Source organism: Qipengyuania sp. SS22 (assembly GCF_025736935.1).
Lineage (GTDB): Bacteria > Pseudomonadota > Alphaproteobacteria > Sphingomonadales > Sphingomonadaceae > Qipengyuania.
The window spans coordinates 246,862-263,308 of sequence record NZ_CP107048.1 but is presented as its reverse complement, the minus strand read 5'-3'; the positions used below and the strand labels follow the sequence as shown (position 1 = coordinate 263,308).

The following is a 16,447-nucleotide window of genomic DNA, read 5'->3' as shown; positions in this document are numbered from 1 at the left end:
ATGGACGTACTTACGCCCTGCCACCCAATTGGCACGCTTCTTGGAACACGGGCGAGCGCGACGCGTAAATTACGTGCATTACGGTTAGCAGAACTCTCGAGGGGGACACCGCCAGGTGAAAAAGATCGAAGCGATCATCAAGCCATTCAAGCTCGACGAGGTAAAGGAAGCCCTGCACGAAATCGGCGTGTCGGGGATCACCGTTACCGAGGCCAAGGGCTTCGGGCGACAGAAAGGCCATACCGAGCTTTATCGCGGGGCCGAATATGTCGTCGATTTCCTGCCCAAGGTGAAACTCGAAGTGGTCGTGCCCGAAGGCATTGCCGACCGCACCGTCGAAGCCATCGCCGCCGCCGCCCAGACCGGGCGCATCGGCGACGGCAAGATCTTCATTTCGTCCATCGAAGGCGCGCTGCGGATCCGCACGGGCGAGCGAGACGACGACGCTATCTGAATAAACGCGGGCTCATCCCGCTCCAGCAGTTCCAGTTCAAACGGAGGCAATACCAATGGCAAGTGCAAGCGACGTCCTGAAACAGATCAAGGACGAAGGCATCGAGTGGGTCGACCTGCGGTTCACCGACCCCAAGGGCAAGTGGCAGCACCTGACCATGGTCGCAGGCATACTCAGCGAAGACGAACTGGAAGACGGGCTGATGTTCGACGGCTCGTCGATTGCCGGCTGGAAGGTCATCAACGAAAGCGACATGATCCTCAAGCCCGACCTCGATCGGGTGTATGTCGATCCCTTCAGCGCCGAACCGATGCTGATCGTGTTCTGCGACATCGTCGAACCGTCGACCGGTGAATGGTATGCGCGCGACCCGCGCTCGACTGCCAAGCGCGCCGAGGCCTATCTCAAGTCGACCGGCGTCGGCGACACGATCTATGTCGGCCCCGAAGCCGAATTCTTCATGTTCGACGATGTCCGTTTCGAAGACGGCTATGCCGGATCGGGCTTTGCCCTCGACGATGTCGAGTTGCCGACAAACAGCGGCCGAGAATATGAGAGCGGTAATCTCGCCCACCGCCCGCGCGCCAAGGGCGGTTACTTCCCCGTCGCCCCGGTCGACAGCGCCGTCGACATCCGCGGCGAAATGGTCTCGACCATGATCGAAATGGGTCTGCCCTGCGACAAGCACCACCACGAGGTGGCCGCTGCCCAGCACGAGCTTGGCGTGACCTTCGGGACGCTGGTCGAAACCGCCGACAATATGCAGATCTACAAATATGTCGTGCACCAAGTCGCGCATATCTACGGCAAGACCGCGACCTTCATGCCCAAGCCGATCAAGGACGACAACGGCTCGGGCATGCACACGCATATGTCGATCTGGGAGGAAGGCAAGCCGACCTTCGCAGGCAACCAGTACGGCGGGCTGAGCGAGAACTGCCTCTATTACATCGGCGGTGTCATCAAGCACGCCAAGGCACTCAACGCCTTCACCAACCCGACCACCAACAGCTACAAGCGGCTGGTGCCCGGCTTCGAAGCGCCTGTGCTGCTCGCCTATTCGGCGCGTAACCGTTCGGCCTCGTGCCGCATCCCCTATGGTGCAGGCGACAAGGCCAAGCGCGTCGAGTTCCGCTTCCCCGATGCGATGGCCAATCCCTATCTCGCTTATGCCGCATTGCTGATGGCTGGCCTCGACGGGATCACCAACAAGATCCATCCGGGCGAAGCGATGGACAAGAATCTTTACGATCTGCCGCCCGCCGAACTGGCCGACGTGCCGACCGTCTGCGGCAGCCTGCGCGAAGCGCTTGAGTCGCTGATGGCCGACCACGAGTTCCTGCTCAAAGGCGACGTCTTCACCAAGGACCAGATCGAGGCCTATTGCGAGTTAAAATGGGAAGAGGTCCTGCGTGTCGAAACCACGCCCTGCGCGGCCGAATTCGACATGTACTACAGCTCGTGATCCGATCCTGCCGGTAACGGCGGAATAATTTCGACTGGGCGGCCGGAGCGATCCGGTCGCCCTTGTCTTTGAACAATATGAAAAAGTGCGTCTCTTAAGCAACATTTTACCATGAAATATGGTGGGATGGCACCGCAAAGCCCTTCCCTTTTTGTCCCCTGCGGTTCTAGAACATTCGCATTGCGCGGCCTGGGCGCGCGTTAACGAATATTTCCTGGAGGGACACTCGGAATGAAATCTACGTTCAATCGCACCGGAAGCCGCCTTTTGGCTGGCGCCGCAACCATCGCTCTGTCGACGGTCGCACTCAGCACGCCGGCTCACGCTATCGTCCCCAACGACAATTATTCGCCCGACGACATCGTCGATAACGACGAAGACTTCAGCGGCGTCGGCATGTTCTTCCGCAACGACGGCTTCGTCTGCTCGGGTACGCTGATCAATCCGCGGACGGTGCTGTTCGCCGCGCACTGCGTTAACGATGTTGCCGAAACCGATTTTCGCGACGATGCGCTCCGTGCGGCCTGGTCTTTCAACGTCAATGCGCTGCCGGGCTTCCAGAACTGGATCGGCAACGCCTTCGCGAGCAATCCAGATCTCGCAGTCTTCGACGTAAACCGCATCTATTACGATCCGCGGTCGGTCGCGCGTCCTGACGGGCAAGGCTTCCTGGAAGGCGATATCGCCTTGGCCAGCCTCGACACGCCAGCGGCCAATCTGCCGACCTGGTCGCTGCTGTTCTCGCCGCTGCCGACACCGGAGGAAATCTCCGAAACCGATGGCACCGGCTATCACGTCAATATCACTGGCTACGGCCGCACCGGCTCGGGAACCGGGGGTGACAACCTCGGCATCGACTGGCGCCGCAAATCGGCCGAGAACATGCTCGGCTCGCTGACTTCGTTCGACGACCGAAATACCTTCCTGTTCGGCGCACCCTTCGGCGACCTGCCGCAGGTCCTCTACCGGCTCGACTTCGACGATCCGAACAAGACCAATCCGTTCGACTTCAACCTCTACAAGGATGAGCCGCGCGAACGCGAAGGCACCACCGCCGGCGGTGACTCGGGTGGCCCGCTGATCCTCGATGCCGCAAACAATACACTGAGCGACGAAGACCTCGTCATCGCGGTGCTGTCGGGCGGCTCGCGTTTCTTCGGACCGCAGGTCTTTTCCAGTTACGGCACTGAGAGCTTCTACCAGCCGCTCTACCTGTTCTGGGACTATATCGTTGCCACCAACCCTTATCGCTACGTCTCGGCGGTCGAAGGCGATGGCAATTGGGAGGATACCGACCACTGGGTCACCACGCTCGATCCTGTCTATCGTGTGATCGACGAAAACGGCGATGTGGTGAACGGCCTGCCATCCACGCCGGGGAACGGCGTTACCGGCGATGCGCCGCAATTCGGCGAAGTCTGCTTCGATTTCGAAGGGGACAATCTGGGCGACGGTTGCGAAGACTTGTCCAACGGCGATCCCACCCCGCCGGCGCGCAACGCGGACGGTATGGTCAATTCGGGTATCGGTGAAGCCGATGGCGACATGCTCGATGCACTGGGTGGCGGGGAAGCTCAGGCTTCGCCAGAAGCTGCGGATACAGCAGCCGCCGGCGGTCGCGGTGCCTTGGCGCGCAACGGACTGATCAACGCCAATGAAGCGCAGAACGGCGCACCCGAGTTCGCCGAGGACGCACCGCATGCCAGCGATGGTGGCAGCCCCGAATTCTCGGACGACCCGCTGCCCGATCCCACGCTCGACAACGGCCTGCCCGGGGCGAGCGGCTTCGTGCCCGACAATATCGACCCGGTCGTGAGCGCGGATGCTGCGGTCAATGTCGACCCGCGCTATTTCGACGTCACGCTGGCGAACGCCGGCACCACCACGTTGAGCAGCGATGCCACCATCGACCGCCTCACCGTGCAGAGCACTGCGGGTCTCAACATTACCGCAGACGGCAGCCTGACCTCGCTGATCGACATCAGCCAGTTCGGCGGTACGATTACGGTCGACGGCGGGATGACCTCGGTCGGCGACTACACCCTCTTCGGCGGTGCGTTGCAGGGCGGCGGGACGATCACCGCACCGTTCGTCACCAACATCATGGGGGCGATTTCGCCGGGATCGATCGGCGGTGTGGACACGCTAACGATCGACGGTTCGCTGGTCCAGTCGTCGGGCTCGACGCTGATGATCGATATCGGTCCGGACAATACTTCGGACCTGGTTGCGGTAACCGGTGAAGCCTCTGTTGGCGGCGTGGTTGCGGTCGGCGCGGGCGTCACCCAGCAGGTCAATGGCACCGGGCAGCAATACACCATCCTGACTGCCGATGGCGGCGTGACCGGCACCTTCGTGGAAGGCGACATGTCGGCCATCCTCAGCCAGTCGTTCACCTACACCGATACCTCGGTGATCATGGAAATCCTCGCGGCCAGCTATCGTACGGCGGTAACAGGGGATCCGGTGCAGCGCAGCTATGCCCGGCTGTTCGACCAGAACCGCGGCAACGCTGCGCTGGCCGAGCTCTACCAGCTCGACTTCGCAGATGCTGCGACGATACAGTCGACCTTCGACGGCCTGGCTCCGGTAGCCGAAACCGCGGTCCAGCAGCTGGCGACGCAGGCCTACCATAACCTCCAGTCGTTCAATGCTTCGCGTCTGCGCGAATCGGATCTCGCCAGTTCGGGCGGGACGATCGCCACGCTCGGCAGTCCGATGCAGACCGCCCAACTGTCGGTCTCGCGCGGAAGCCAGCCGATCACGGCGGGTGCGCTCGGGCTCGACCAGAGTGACGAGCCGACGCGGGTGCAGGAAGGTGCCATCCGCGAGGACATGGCGATCTACATCGCCGGCGGCCTGCTCAGGGGCAGCGGCGCGTCGATGCCCGGCTACACGCAGAGCGATACCGACGTCGACGGCTACTTCTTCGGCGGCGGCATTGAGTACTTCCCCGGCGAACGGTCGATGATCGGCCTGTCGGGCTATTACTCGGACCTCGATGCGGATGTGGCGCTTAACCAGCAGGCCGATGCGAAAGCGCTGGCCGTGTCGCTCTATGGCAGCGCCAAGACCGTCGACGGCTTCGTCGTCGATGGCCAGGTCAGCCTGATCGATCTGGATATCGACACTGCGCGGACCGTCTCGTTCCTCGGTGGTTCGCAGACGCTGACCAGCGAAAGCAGCAACAGCGGCTTTGCTGCCGCGCTGGGCCTGGGCTACGATTTCGAAGGCCCGCTGGGCACGATCTCGCCGGGTATCGAGCTTCGCTATGTCGACCATTCGTTCGATCCGGTAAGCGAGACGGGCGGTTCGCTGGCCCTGGCCATCAACCGCGAGGACGTGGAAAGCCTGCAGGGTCGTATCGGGCTCGATTACCAGAGCGCGGGTGGCCCGATCCAGATCGATGCCAACATCGACTTCGTGCATGAATACGAAGATGGCCCCTCGGTCTTTACGGCGCAGTTCGCCGGCGGGACCGGACCGGCCGTGCCGTTCCTTCTTGCCGACCCGTCGAAAAACTGGGGCGAAGCCGGACTTTCGCTGCAATATGTCAGCGGGGGCGCACAATTCGGCGTCGGCTTCGACACCACGATCGGACGCAACAATGCCGATGCGCAGACCTACCGCGCGATGGCGAGCTTCAAGTTCTAAGCCAACCGGGACCGTCAGTTCCGACAAGATGGGCCGTCCGGGAAACCGGGCGGCCCTTCCCTTTTGAGCGAAAGCGTTTTCCTACTCGGTCTGCTTGTGCCTACTCGGTCGGCCTCATCCATCATGGAGGCCGGAGATGAACCGCAAACCGCTATTCGACGCCATTCGCAAGCTCTTGGGACGCGGGTTCAGGCAAGCCGAGGTGGAGGCGCTGGATGCCGTGCTCGATACCGCAGCCGAACCTGCCCCAGGCGGGAGCACATACAGCATCGGCCCTCGCGGCCTCGCGCTTATCCGGCAATTCGAGGGTTGCGCGCGCTTGCGACCCGATGGGCTGGTTGAAGCCTATCCCGATCCGGGCACTGGCGGCGAACCATGGACGATCGGCTGGGGCGCGACCGGGCCGGACATCGGCCCGACCACCGTGTGGACCCAGCAGCAATGCGACGCGCGGCTGGAGAGCGATGTCGCACGGCATGCACGGGATGTCGCACACGCGCTCGCCGACGCGCCGACCACGCCAGCGCAATTCGATGCGCTGACCAGCTTCCATTACAACACCGGTGCGATTGGGCGATCGACGCTGCTGCGCCGTCATTTGGCGGGCGATTACAAGGGTGCGGCGGACGAATTCGCGCGGTGGAACAGGGCTGGCGGACGGGTCCTCAAGGGCCTGGTCCGTCGCCGTGCAGCAGAGGCCAGCCTCTATCGCTCACATTGAAGGCCGCAGAATTCTGCCATCCGCGCCGAACGAATAACCGGAACCCGAATGCTCCCGCCGCCGTTAGGCGAGCAAAGGAGTATCCCAAATGCGTATCTTGGTCGCAGGAGCGGCCGCCATCGTACTCGCGACGGGCGGCGCTTACGCCGCGCCCGGCAAGGGGCAGGGAAACGACAAGCGGAATAACGACCGTGCGGCCGCGCAGTTGGAACGCGGTGAGCCAGAAACCAGGCGAGCGAACAGCATCCGCCAGCGCGCAAAACCAAGTACCGAGCGACGCGATAACCGCACACCCGACGCACCTATCGCACGCGATCGCAGCAGTGGCGCGCGCGCCTTTCTCGACCGCGACCGCAACCGCGCGCTGATCGCCGGATGCCCTCCGGGCCTTGCGCGCCGGACCACCGACTGTGTCTCCGCCGATCAGGCAGGTGCGTCCCGTGTCAGCAACCAGCGTTGGAACGGCTATGACTACGATCTAGGTCTGTTCGGGCTGAGCCACTATGCTGCGGGCCGCTATTACTACGACGATGGCTACTTGCTGCGCCGCACCGATGAGGGCGGCGTCGCGGGTTATGTCCCCTTGCTTGGTGGAGCGCTTGCGATCGGCAATGTCTGGCCCTCGACATATGAGAGCTACGCCGTTCCCGATTATTACGTCGACTATTACGACCTGGGGCCGGTCTCATCCTATCGCTATGCCGAACACATCCTCTACCGGGTCGATCCCGAGGATTTCACGATCACGTCGGTGGCGGGGTTGCTGACAGGGGACACGTTCACCGTCGGGCAGGCGGTGCCGGCGGGCTATGATGTTTACAACGTGCCCTACTCCTATCGCGAGCGTTACGCCGATACGGCGGATGCCTGGTACCGCTATTCGGACGGGCATGTGTACCGGATCGATCCCGAAACACAGCTGGTCGCGGCCGTGATCGACCTGCTGGTCTGAAAGTGCACGCATGACACCCTTAGTGAGAACAGGCATTGCAGCGCTGGCGCTGGTGGCGCTTCCGCTGCTGGGCAGTTGCGGTGAAGCCGAGGACAAGAAATCGGCTCCTGTCACGCAGGATGACGGTACGCTTACGCTGGCCGCAACATTGGGCGCAAACCAGGCGCTTGGCACGTTGCAGAGCGCCATCGAGCAATCGGAGCTTTCGGGCGTGCTCGACGGGCCGGCGAGCTACACGGTGCTAGCGCCCGACGATCGGGCATTTGCCGCTCTGGGTGAGGACGGCGTGGCCCTGATGGAGGACGAGCAACGCCCGATCCTGATCGCGATATTGCGTGACCACTTATTGCCTGGTCACCTGACCCCCGAAGCGATCGGCGCCGCCATCGACCGCCGCGGCGGTCCGGTCACCATGACGACGCTCGGTCAGACCGAGGTTCACTTCGCCAGAACGGGAGAAACGCTGACCGTCACGATGGACGGCGGCGGCAGCGCGGATGTTTCCGGTACTGCCATCGCGGCCAGTAACGGCGTCCTCATCCCAATCGATACCGTGCTGCTCCCGCCGCGCGGCTGAGCGGCGCCTAGTAGTCGCGGCTGATTTCCGCGACGACGCTTTCCCGGCCCACGGTCGAAACCGCAGCCAGCAGCGATAGCCAGCTGGTTACGCGGAACTCCAGTTCGGTCGCGCTATACCCGCGCCCGTCGGTGATGATTTCCGCATAGAAGCGGCGTCCGAAATTCTTGCCCAGCGCCACGCCCGTACCGCGACCCAGTGCCGGATCGGCGCTGACGATCCGCAGGCGATCTAGACCGATGGCACTGCGCAGCTGGTTGATGGGGTCCAGCCCGCCGCCGCCGCGCAGGCTGGCAACTGCCGCCCCCAACTGCAGCGCATCGGTGGCCGAAAGACTGGTGACCGACCCGCCGAACAGGAGGCGCGCAAGCAATTCCTCTTCGGGCAGCGAGGGGTTCGAGCTGAAGGCGATTTCGGGCTGGGTCGCACTGCCCTGTACCGTGGCTTCGACGGTCAGCCCATCGCGTTCGGTTTCGGCCACGATATCGAGCCGCGGATCGACCGGCACATTGGCATCGAATTCGATCTCGCCGCGGGTCAGTTCGAATTGCGTTCCGGCAAAGGTGTAGTCGCCGCGCACCACTTCGGCGTTGCCGCCGATGCGCGGATCGTCGGTCGTCCCGCGCAGGATGACATCGGCTGACCATTCGCTGTCGAGACCCATGCCGTCGACATTGATCCGGCTCGCTGCCGTAGCATCGATCAGATAGCGCCACGGACGCGACGGGGCGACCTGCGGGGCACGGTTGGCAGGCGCGTTGATCTCGCGCGTGGTTATCTGCGGGAGGCGCAAGTCATCTGACGCGGTGCCCAGCCGCCAGATCGCCTCGTTGACACGTACGCGGCCCGCAATGGTCCCGCCGAGCCCGTTGGAGACGATCCGCAGCGGGCCGGTGATGGTGGCGCTCAGCCCGCCGGTATCGAGCAAGCGGGCATTGCGTGCCGAGGCGCGCAGATCGATGATCGGCCCGCGGATTTCGAGCACCCGGCCCTCCACCGCTTCGCCAAGCGTGCGCAGATCGACGATCCCGCTACCGCTAACGCTGCCGCCATTGACCGCAGTCCCGGCAAAGCGCGCGATTTGCAGACGCGATCCGCGGAACCGCCCACGCAGGGTAATGTCGCGAATATCGGTTCCCGAAAGCGAACTGCGCAGCTGGAGCGTTTCGCCCGAGATCGAGCCGCGTACCGTCGGGTCCTGCAAAGTCCCGCTGGCATTGGCGGCGATAGCGATCGGGCCGGTGATGTCGAAGGTGTCGAGCGCCGCCAGCCGCCACAGGCTTTCCGCCGCGCCGCGATAGCGCAATTGCGCAAGCAGGTTCCCGGCACGCAGCCGGTCGATCAGCATCCCCTGCCCAGGTAACCCGGTGATCTGCGCCTGCACGCGGCCGCGCTGGATATCCTCGTTCTGCAACAGCGCGCGCGCCTCGAGCTCGCTTTCGGTCAGCCGCGCGACCAGCGCCACATTGACCGGACGCGAAGTCAGCACGAGACCCGAGCGCGTCAGCCCATCGATCTTTACCTTGGCCTCGCTCACCGGCAGCTGGTTTGCACCCACGCGGTAATCCACCGTGCCCGAGATCATTCCGCCCAGCCCGGTGTCGGGCCGAACGATATCGATCAGCGAGAGCGGCATGCGGGCAAGCTTGAAGTCGAAATCGAGATCGCCGCCGCCGAAGCTGCCCGAAGCGATCATCCCGCCATCGCCATAGGACAATTGCGTCGGTGCGAGGCGCCAGCCGCCATTATCGAGGCTGGTGAGCACCGCGCGGCGCGGCATCGAAATACGACGTCCGGCAAACTCGCCCTGCGCAGCCAGTGCGATCTGGTCGGGGCGGATCCCTGCATTCACATCGAGCACGAACCGGCCACTGCGCCGGCCCGAAAGCGAGGCATCGACGCTGCCCACGCCGTTCTCGATCTCGCCCTGCGCCGCAAGGCGGCCAATGAACAGCGTGCCATAGGACAGCCCGGCCGCGGTGCCTGTGCCGGAAAAGCTCGTATGGCCTTCCCGGATCAGCCCCGACGCGTCGATATCAGCGCGCGCGATACGTAGCGGGGTCTCGCCGCCAAAGCGCGCGTTGCGGGCCTTGAGCGCGATTTCCAGCCCCTGACCGCCGCCACGCGGAGCCAGCGTGACAGTGCCGTCGAGCCCGCCCCCGGCAAAGGTAAGCGTGCCATCAGCGCCGCCATCGACCAGCGTCAGCCCGCCAGTGACATTGGTCTCGGATATGCGCATGCGTTCGATCGCGATGCGGGTCGGCCCATCCTCTGGTGCCAGCAGCGCCAGTTGGCCTGCGAAGGGGCCGAGGAGGGAATCGCCCTCGGTATCGATCGCAAAGCCTTCCTCGCTGGGCGCAATGGTCAGGCGGACATTCTCGAGCCCGGTCGCGGGGCTGGCGAAAACCAGCGCGGCACTGGGACCCGCATCGGTCACGCTGGCTTCGACAGTGAAGGGGCCGTAATCGACATGCGTGCCATTGCCCGCCACTTGGGTGGTGCCATCGCGGACGCTACCATCGAGCGCGAGGCGCAGCTTGCTGGCGTCGACGCGCAGCCGGTTGAAGTCGAGCGGTGCATTACCGCCCACCGCGATGCCGCCGCGCACGCGGATCGGTGTCCCGGCAAGATTGGCCAGCGTGGCATTGGTGACGGGCGCGACCCGCGCGTCGAGATCGGCTGCGAGCCGCCACGGCGCTCCGGATGCCAGAACGAAGTCGATTACCGCGGTCCCGCCCAGCGTACCGACATTGTCGAGCGCAAGCCGTTCCGCGCGGACCGGACCCCGCAGCTCGTAACGACCGCTCGCCAGATCGCCGCGCAGCGCGAGGTTCGCCGAGGTGCCGGGGAAAGCTACGCTCAGATCGTCGGACAGCAGCGTCGAGCCGCTGAGCACCAGAGTGCCCCGGCCCACGCCATCGACCAGCCGCGGATCGACCCAGCTATTGCCGCTGGTGACTTTCGCCACTGCGACGTCAAGCGGCAGCGTCCAGCGCGTCCCGTCATACCGCGCAGTGCCCTGTTGGCGCAGCCCTGCCAACACGGTGCCCTCGAGGTCGAGTTCGCCGATACGCAAATCGTGAACCACCGCCAGATCGCTGAATGCGCCGTCGAGCGTGGCCGAAAGCTGCGTTTCGCGGAGCGTCATGCCCTCGCCGAGCACATTCGGGTCGCGCACGCGGGCGACAAGCTCCAGTTCCTCTGCGCGGTTTCCGGCGAGGTCGATCAGCCCATTGGCATCAAGGCTCAGCCCGCGCCCGATCAGGGTCGTCCGGCCATCGAAAGCACGGTCGTCGATCGCCAGATCGACCTTCAGCGCGACATCGTCGCCCAGCGCGCGCGCGGGAATACCGGAGAGGAAATCGGACGGATCGAACTTGCCCAGCAGGCCGAAGCGGCCCGCGCGATTGGTGACACGCATGGCCGCCACGCGCTCGTTCTCGCTACGCACCAGCAGGCCGCCAGTCCATTGCGACCATGTTCCGTCGCCGCGCAGCTGCGCGGTGTAGGCGCGGTCGAGCCCGGCCAGCGCGACAAGCGGGCCATCGGCGGCCGCAGCAAGGTCGAAGGAGAGATCGAAATCATCGCCATCGGGTTCGGCGTCGAGCAGCAGCGCCAGCCGGTCGCGTTCGCCCAGCGCGCCGTCCACATCGAGCATCAGGCGCCGGTCGGTGACGGTGGCGTTTCCGCTCAGATCGACACGTTGCGCCTGATCGCCAGCGATCCCGGGGGCGAGCATGAGCTGATCGATCGTAAAGTCTTCCACCGCGATGTCGAAGCCGGGCAGGATCGGTCCTTCTTCTTCGCTCGGCAGGAATTCGGGGATCCGCGCCAGCGTTGCGCGGCGTGCGGCAAAGGTGTCGATCTCCAGCCGGTTCGACAGCCAAGCGCCCGGGTTCCAGTCGACCTCCGCGCGCGGAATGGTCAGGAACACGCCCTGCGGGTCGGACAGGCGCACATCGTGCAGGACTGCCGCACCGTAGAGATTGCCCTCGATCCGCCCGATCCGCACGTTCAGTCCATTGGGGAAGGTCCGCTCGGCAATCCGATTGGCGAGGAAGCGCTCGCCCAGCGGTGTGTTGAGCACAGCCAGCGCGCCGACAATCACCAGCACCAGCGCACCGACGATGCCCAGCAGCCACTTGCCACGGCGCGGCCGACGGCGAGCGGTGGGCTCGGTTTCGCTCAATGCATCGTCGCTCATCAGAAAGCCTGTCCGAGCGAGATATAGACCCCGACCGCCGAATCCTCGGGTTCGGGATTGAGCGGGATGCCCACGTCGAAGCGGATCGGGCCGAAGCCGGTCGCGTAGCGCAGGCCGATACCCGCGCCCATCTTGATCTCGGCAAAATCGGGCGTGGTCGAGGTCGATACGCTACCCAGATCGAAGAACGGCACGACCGAAACCGCGCCATCGAAGAAGCCAGTGCCGATCCGCGCCTCGAGCGAGGCTTCGACCAGGCTGCGCCCGCCGGTCGGCTCCATGAATTCGTTCTTGGGCCCGATCGCCTGATAGCCATAGCCGCGCACCGATCCCCCGCCGCCGGCATAGAGCCGACGCGATGGCGCGATGCCGACCAGGTCGGCACCCTGGATGCTGGCGAAGGCCCCCCGCGCCGCGATCACCGTGCGCGCGCCGACCGACTGGTAGAACGACCCGTCAACGCGGTTGCGCAGGTAATAGTACTGCTCGCCCTCGGTGCGCGAGGTTTCAGGCGCGAGGAAGCCCGTGACGCGGAACCCGCGCGTGGGGTCGAGCAGCGAGTCGCTGGTATCGAGCGTCGCCCTGCCGAAGAGCGAAGCGATGAAATAGGTCTGGCGGGGCCGCGCCACGCCATCGACGATGCGGTTACGCTCGTCGGTCGCGAGCACTTCTGCGCCAAGGCCCCAGGCGAGGGGTTTCTGGAACAGCAGCGTCGAGGTGCGTTCATAGGTCCCGGTCAGTGCCACCGTGCGCGCATCATAGGCGGTAGTATCGATGCTGGACGCATAGGCATCGACAGTGAGGACCTTGTCGCGGCCGCCGAAATTGTTCTTGCGGAAGGTCACCCCGGCCAGCTGCTCGCGCGTGCCGAGGATGCCGCGCAGCCGCAGCGCACCTTCGGGCGGGAAGAAATTGCGATGTTCCCAGCTCGCCTGGATGCGCACGCCTTCCTCGGAGCCATAGCCGATCGCGCCTGCGATCGTCCGTAGCTTGGCGCGTTCGAGCGTGACGTCCATCGCCACCACGCCGGGCTCGTCGCCCTGCGGCGGCGACACTTCGCGCGCTTCGACGCCGACGGTCGATACCAGCCCCGTGGCGGTCACCGCGCGGCGAAGGTCGAAGGCGAGGCTGCGCTGGTAGACATCGCCCGCATCGAACCGCGCGATGCTCGCGAGATGACGGCTGGAGAGGAAGGCCTCGTCGCTGCTGACGACTTCGCCGAAGACGTATTTCCCGTTCGGGCGGACCGGCATGGTCAGATCGCCCTCGATCCGCTCGTGATCGATCAGCAGTTCGGGATTGTCGATTTCGGCAAAGGCGTAACCCGTTTCGCCCAGGGCGCGATCGAGATCGAAGCGTTCGGCGAGGATATCGTCGGACTGGAGATAATCGCCCGAGCGGATTTCGAAGGCGTCGCGCAGGTCGCCGGCATCGGGCGCAGCGGCAAGTTCGCCCAGCGCAATCGCGCCATAGGTATAGCGCGGGCCGGGAATGACATCGAAGCGTACGCGGGGGCGCTGGTCGGCGGCCTCCTCGCCTGCATCGCGCGTGGCGATGGTGCGGACGATCTCGCCATCGTAATAACCATAGACGCGCAGCAGCGTGGTCAGCAATTCCTCGTCCTTGCGCGCGCGTGCGGCCAGCTGGGCGACATTCTCGTCGCCATCGTCGAGTTCCTCGATGGTCGAGAGCGCCTCGAACCGATCGATGAAATCCCCGCGCTGGCTGAACGGGGGTTCCTTCTGCGGGAAACCGAGCACCAGCGTATCCGACAGCTCTTCCAGATCTGCTTCATCGAAGGCGATCTGCGGCACGTCGGCCAAGAGGTCGGCAAAGACGATATCGGTTTGGGGTTCGAGCGGCTCGAGCGGCTCGAAAACGACATCTTCGGGCCATGCCACCGACATGCCTGGAATTTCGGCAATCGCGGTCTCGGCCTGGAGGTCGGGCGCGGTGTCTTCCACCGCAATCTCGGTGGGCGCGTCGGTGCCCTGCTGCGCCCAGGCGTCGGGATCGCTTACCGCGCTGTCGGGGATCAGGTCTTCGAGCGAGGACGGAGCGTCGGCATCCTGCGCTGCAAGCGGCTGGACGCCCGCGATCGCAATCGCGGCGAGACAGGTAGCCAGCGCGTTACGCGCTAGGTCAGTCGGCAATCCGGTACTCGGCCGCGAGCCCGTCCTTGGCCGGCAGCGCTTCGTCGCGGCGGCTGGGGCGCGGGGCGGTAGCAGCGGCGATAAGGCGCTTCTGCTCGTCATCGGGCATGCGTTCCCATCCGCCACGGGTAAGCCGTTCGAGCGGACGATAGCGGACCTTGTATTGCATCCGCTCGGCCCCATCGACCCAATAGCCGAGATAGACATAGGGCAGGCCGCTGGCAGCCGCACGGCGAATGTGGTCGAGGATAATGTAGTTCCCAAGCCCGGCGCGATCCCCATGTTCAGAGTTGTAGAAGCTGTAGATCATCGACAGCCCGTCACCCTGATAATCTGTTAGGCACGCCCCCACGAGGCGTCCCGGTTCGGTGCCGATACCCGGCTCCCGATATTCAATGACGTAGCTGGTGACACTGGTGTGTTCCACCATGTCGGCAAAGTCGGTTTCCTCCATCTGCGTCATCCCGCCACCGGGGTGGCGGGCTGCAAGATAACTCTGCAACAGCTCAAATTGTTCCGCAGTCGCCCAAGGACGGCATTCGGTGGCGATCAGATCCTCATTGGCCTTGAGCGTGCGCTTCTGCGATGAAGACGGCTTGAACTCGTCCGCTACCACCCGCACCGAGACGCAGGCCTGGCAATCGAGGCAGGACGGGCGGTAGGCGACAGTCTGGCTGCGGCGGAAGCCGATCCGGCCAAGCGCTTCGTTCAATTCGTCGGCATTTTCGCCGCGCAGTTCGGTAAAGACCTTACGCTCGCTCTTGCCCGGCAGATACGGACACGGCGCTGGGCTGGTCACGAAGAAGCGGGGAAAGCGAATCGGTGCGGTCACTTTGGTTTGCATCCTCTCGGAGGTTAACAATTCCTTACCTGTCGCAGACATTAATGACAGAGCGGGTCTCTGGTTAAAACCCTCTTAACCATGAAAAGCGCAAAGCGCCCGTCGAACGGTCTTCTGGAGACAGGAGAATCGGGCCGCGCCAAGCACCTGCCCGGGACCGAGATCAGGCCAGTTCGGCCAGTTCCACGCTGTAGCCTTTGTCGCGCAGGTTGTGCACCAACCGGTCGATCTGCTCGCCATCGCGCGCTTCGCATTCGATTTCCGCGGTCAGCCCCTTGGCCGGCAGCGTGGTGAAGATGCGCTGGTGATAGATCTCGATGATGTTGACGTTATGCGCATTGAATTCGCGCATCACCTTGAACAGCGCGCCGGGGCGATCCTGCAAGACGACCTGCAGCCGCGCCAGGCGGCCCGACCGCGCGAGGTCGCGCAGCAGTACATTGGCCAGCAGCCGGGTATCGATATTGCCGCCGCACAGCACCAGGCCGATGGTCTTGCCGGCGAATTTCTCCGGATTGGACAAGACCGCGGCAAGCCCTGCCGCACCCGCGCCCTCGACCACGGTCTTCTCGATCTGCAGCAGCAGCGAGACCGAGTGCTCGAGCGTGGATTCCTTGACCAGCAGAACCTCGTCGACCAACTCGGCGATGATCTGGCGGGTGAATGCCCCCGGCGCCTTGACCGCGATTCCTTCAGCCAGCGTATCGCCGCCGCAGGGGCGGTCATCGCCGGTTACGGCGGAATACATCGACGGATAAAGCTCGGCCTGCACCCCGACCATCTCGATCTCGGGCTTGAGCGCCTTGGCCACCGTCGCCATCCCGCTCATCAGCCCGCCACCGCCGATCGGCACGACGAGGCAATCGAAATCGTCCTTCTCGGCCAGCATTTCGAGCGCCACCGTACCCTGCCCCGCAGCGACCAGCGGGTCGTCGAAGGGGTGGACGAAGGTAAGCCCGCGTTCCTGCTCGAGCTCGAGCGCATGCGCGTAAGCCTCGTCGAAGGTCTCGCCGAACAGCACCACATCGCCGCCGACGCTCTGCGTCTGCATCACTTTCACGCTGGGTGTGGTTTCGGGCATCACGATGGTCACCGGCACGCCCAAGCGGCGGCCATGATAGCTCAGCCCCTGCGAGTGATTGCCCGCCGAGGCGGCGATGACGCCGCGTGCCCGCTGCTCCTCGTCGAGATGCAGCAGCGCATTGAGTGCACCGCGCTCCTTATAGGCAGCGGTGAACTGGTGATTCTCGAACTTGAGCCAGATATCGGCCCCGGTAATCTCCGACAATGTCTGCGAGCGCAGCATCGGCGTGCGCACCACCGCGCCTTCGATCCGCGCCGCGGCAGCGCGGACATCGTCGAGGGTGAGGAGGTCGGTGGCCTTGGTCGCGGCCCGCACGGGAGATGCCTTTGTCATCCTTCGCCC

The 16,447-nt window shown here is 64.4% G+C and carries 10 protein-coding genes; 6 read left to right on the top strand and 4 right to left on the bottom strand.

The features are described from left to right. Window positions 1-115 precede the first annotated feature (115 nt). From N6L26_RS01200 to N6L26_RS01175, 6 genes are all read left to right on the top strand, one after another. Window positions 116-454, top strand: coding sequence for a P-II family nitrogen regulator (locus N6L26_RS01200; RefSeq protein ID WP_067462894.1), 339 nt, complete (start codon window positions 116-118; stop codon window positions 452-454). A 55-nt stretch (window positions 455-509) separates the two neighbouring features. Next, window positions 510-1,919, top strand: coding sequence for a type I glutamate--ammonia ligase (gene glnA / locus N6L26_RS01195; RefSeq protein ID WP_263606242.1), 1,410 nt, complete (start codon window positions 510-512; stop codon window positions 1,917-1,919). Between the two features lie 231 nt (window positions 1,920-2,150). Further along, on the top strand, window positions 2,151-5,573 hold the full coding sequence (locus tag N6L26_RS01190; RefSeq protein WP_263606241.1) for an autotransporter domain-containing protein: 3,423 nt from the start codon (window positions 2,151-2,153) through the stop codon (window positions 5,571-5,573). Between the two features lie 136 nt (window positions 5,574-5,709). Beyond that, window positions 5,710-6,294 (top strand): lysozyme, encoded by a 585-nt coding sequence (locus tag N6L26_RS01185; protein ID WP_263606240.1) that lies wholly within the window; start codon window positions 5,710-5,712, stop codon window positions 6,292-6,294. A gap of 88 nt (window positions 6,295-6,382) precedes the next feature. Next, on the top strand, window positions 6,383-7,246 hold the full coding sequence (locus tag N6L26_RS01180; protein ID WP_263606239.1) for a hypothetical protein: 864 nt from the start codon (window positions 6,383-6,385) through the stop codon (window positions 7,244-7,246). Window positions 7,247-7,268: 22 nt separating this feature from the next. Next, window positions 7,269-7,823 (top strand): fasciclin domain-containing protein, encoded by a 555-nt coding sequence (locus N6L26_RS01175; protein ID WP_263606238.1) that lies wholly within the window; start codon window positions 7,269-7,271, stop codon window positions 7,821-7,823. Between the two features lie 7 nt (window positions 7,824-7,830). Here N6L26_RS01175 and N6L26_RS01170 read toward each other — a convergent pair whose 3' ends face one another. The 4 genes from N6L26_RS01170 to N6L26_RS01155 all read right to left on the bottom strand — a co-directional run bounded on the left by N6L26_RS01170 (window position 7,831) and on the right by N6L26_RS01155 (window position 16,438). Beyond that, window positions 7,831-12,027 carry a translocation/assembly module TamB domain-containing protein gene (locus tag N6L26_RS01170; protein WP_263606237.1) on the bottom strand — a complete coding sequence of 1,399 codons (4,197 nt, stop codon included), beginning with the start codon at window positions 12,025-12,027 and terminating at the stop codon, window positions 7,831-7,833. Then, window positions 12,027-14,180: an autotransporter assembly complex protein TamA gene (locus N6L26_RS01165; protein ID WP_263606236.1), complete on the bottom strand. Its 2,154-nt coding sequence runs from the start codon at window positions 14,178-14,180 to the stop codon at window positions 12,027-12,029. Before N6L26_RS01165 ends, N6L26_RS01170 begins: the two co-directional genes overlap by 1 nt. After that, window positions 14,170-15,012, bottom strand: coding sequence for an arginyltransferase (locus N6L26_RS01160; protein WP_263606235.1), 843 nt, complete (start codon window positions 15,010-15,012; stop codon window positions 14,170-14,172). The genes N6L26_RS01165 and N6L26_RS01160 overlap by 11 nt, the downstream gene beginning before the upstream one ends. 172 nt (window positions 15,013-15,184) lie before the next feature. Beyond that, window positions 15,185-16,438 carry a threonine ammonia-lyase gene (locus tag N6L26_RS01155; RefSeq protein ID WP_263606234.1) on the bottom strand — a complete coding sequence of 418 codons (1,254 nt, stop codon included), beginning with the start codon at window positions 16,436-16,438 and terminating at the stop codon, window positions 15,185-15,187. Window positions 16,439-16,447: the final 9 nt, after the last annotated feature.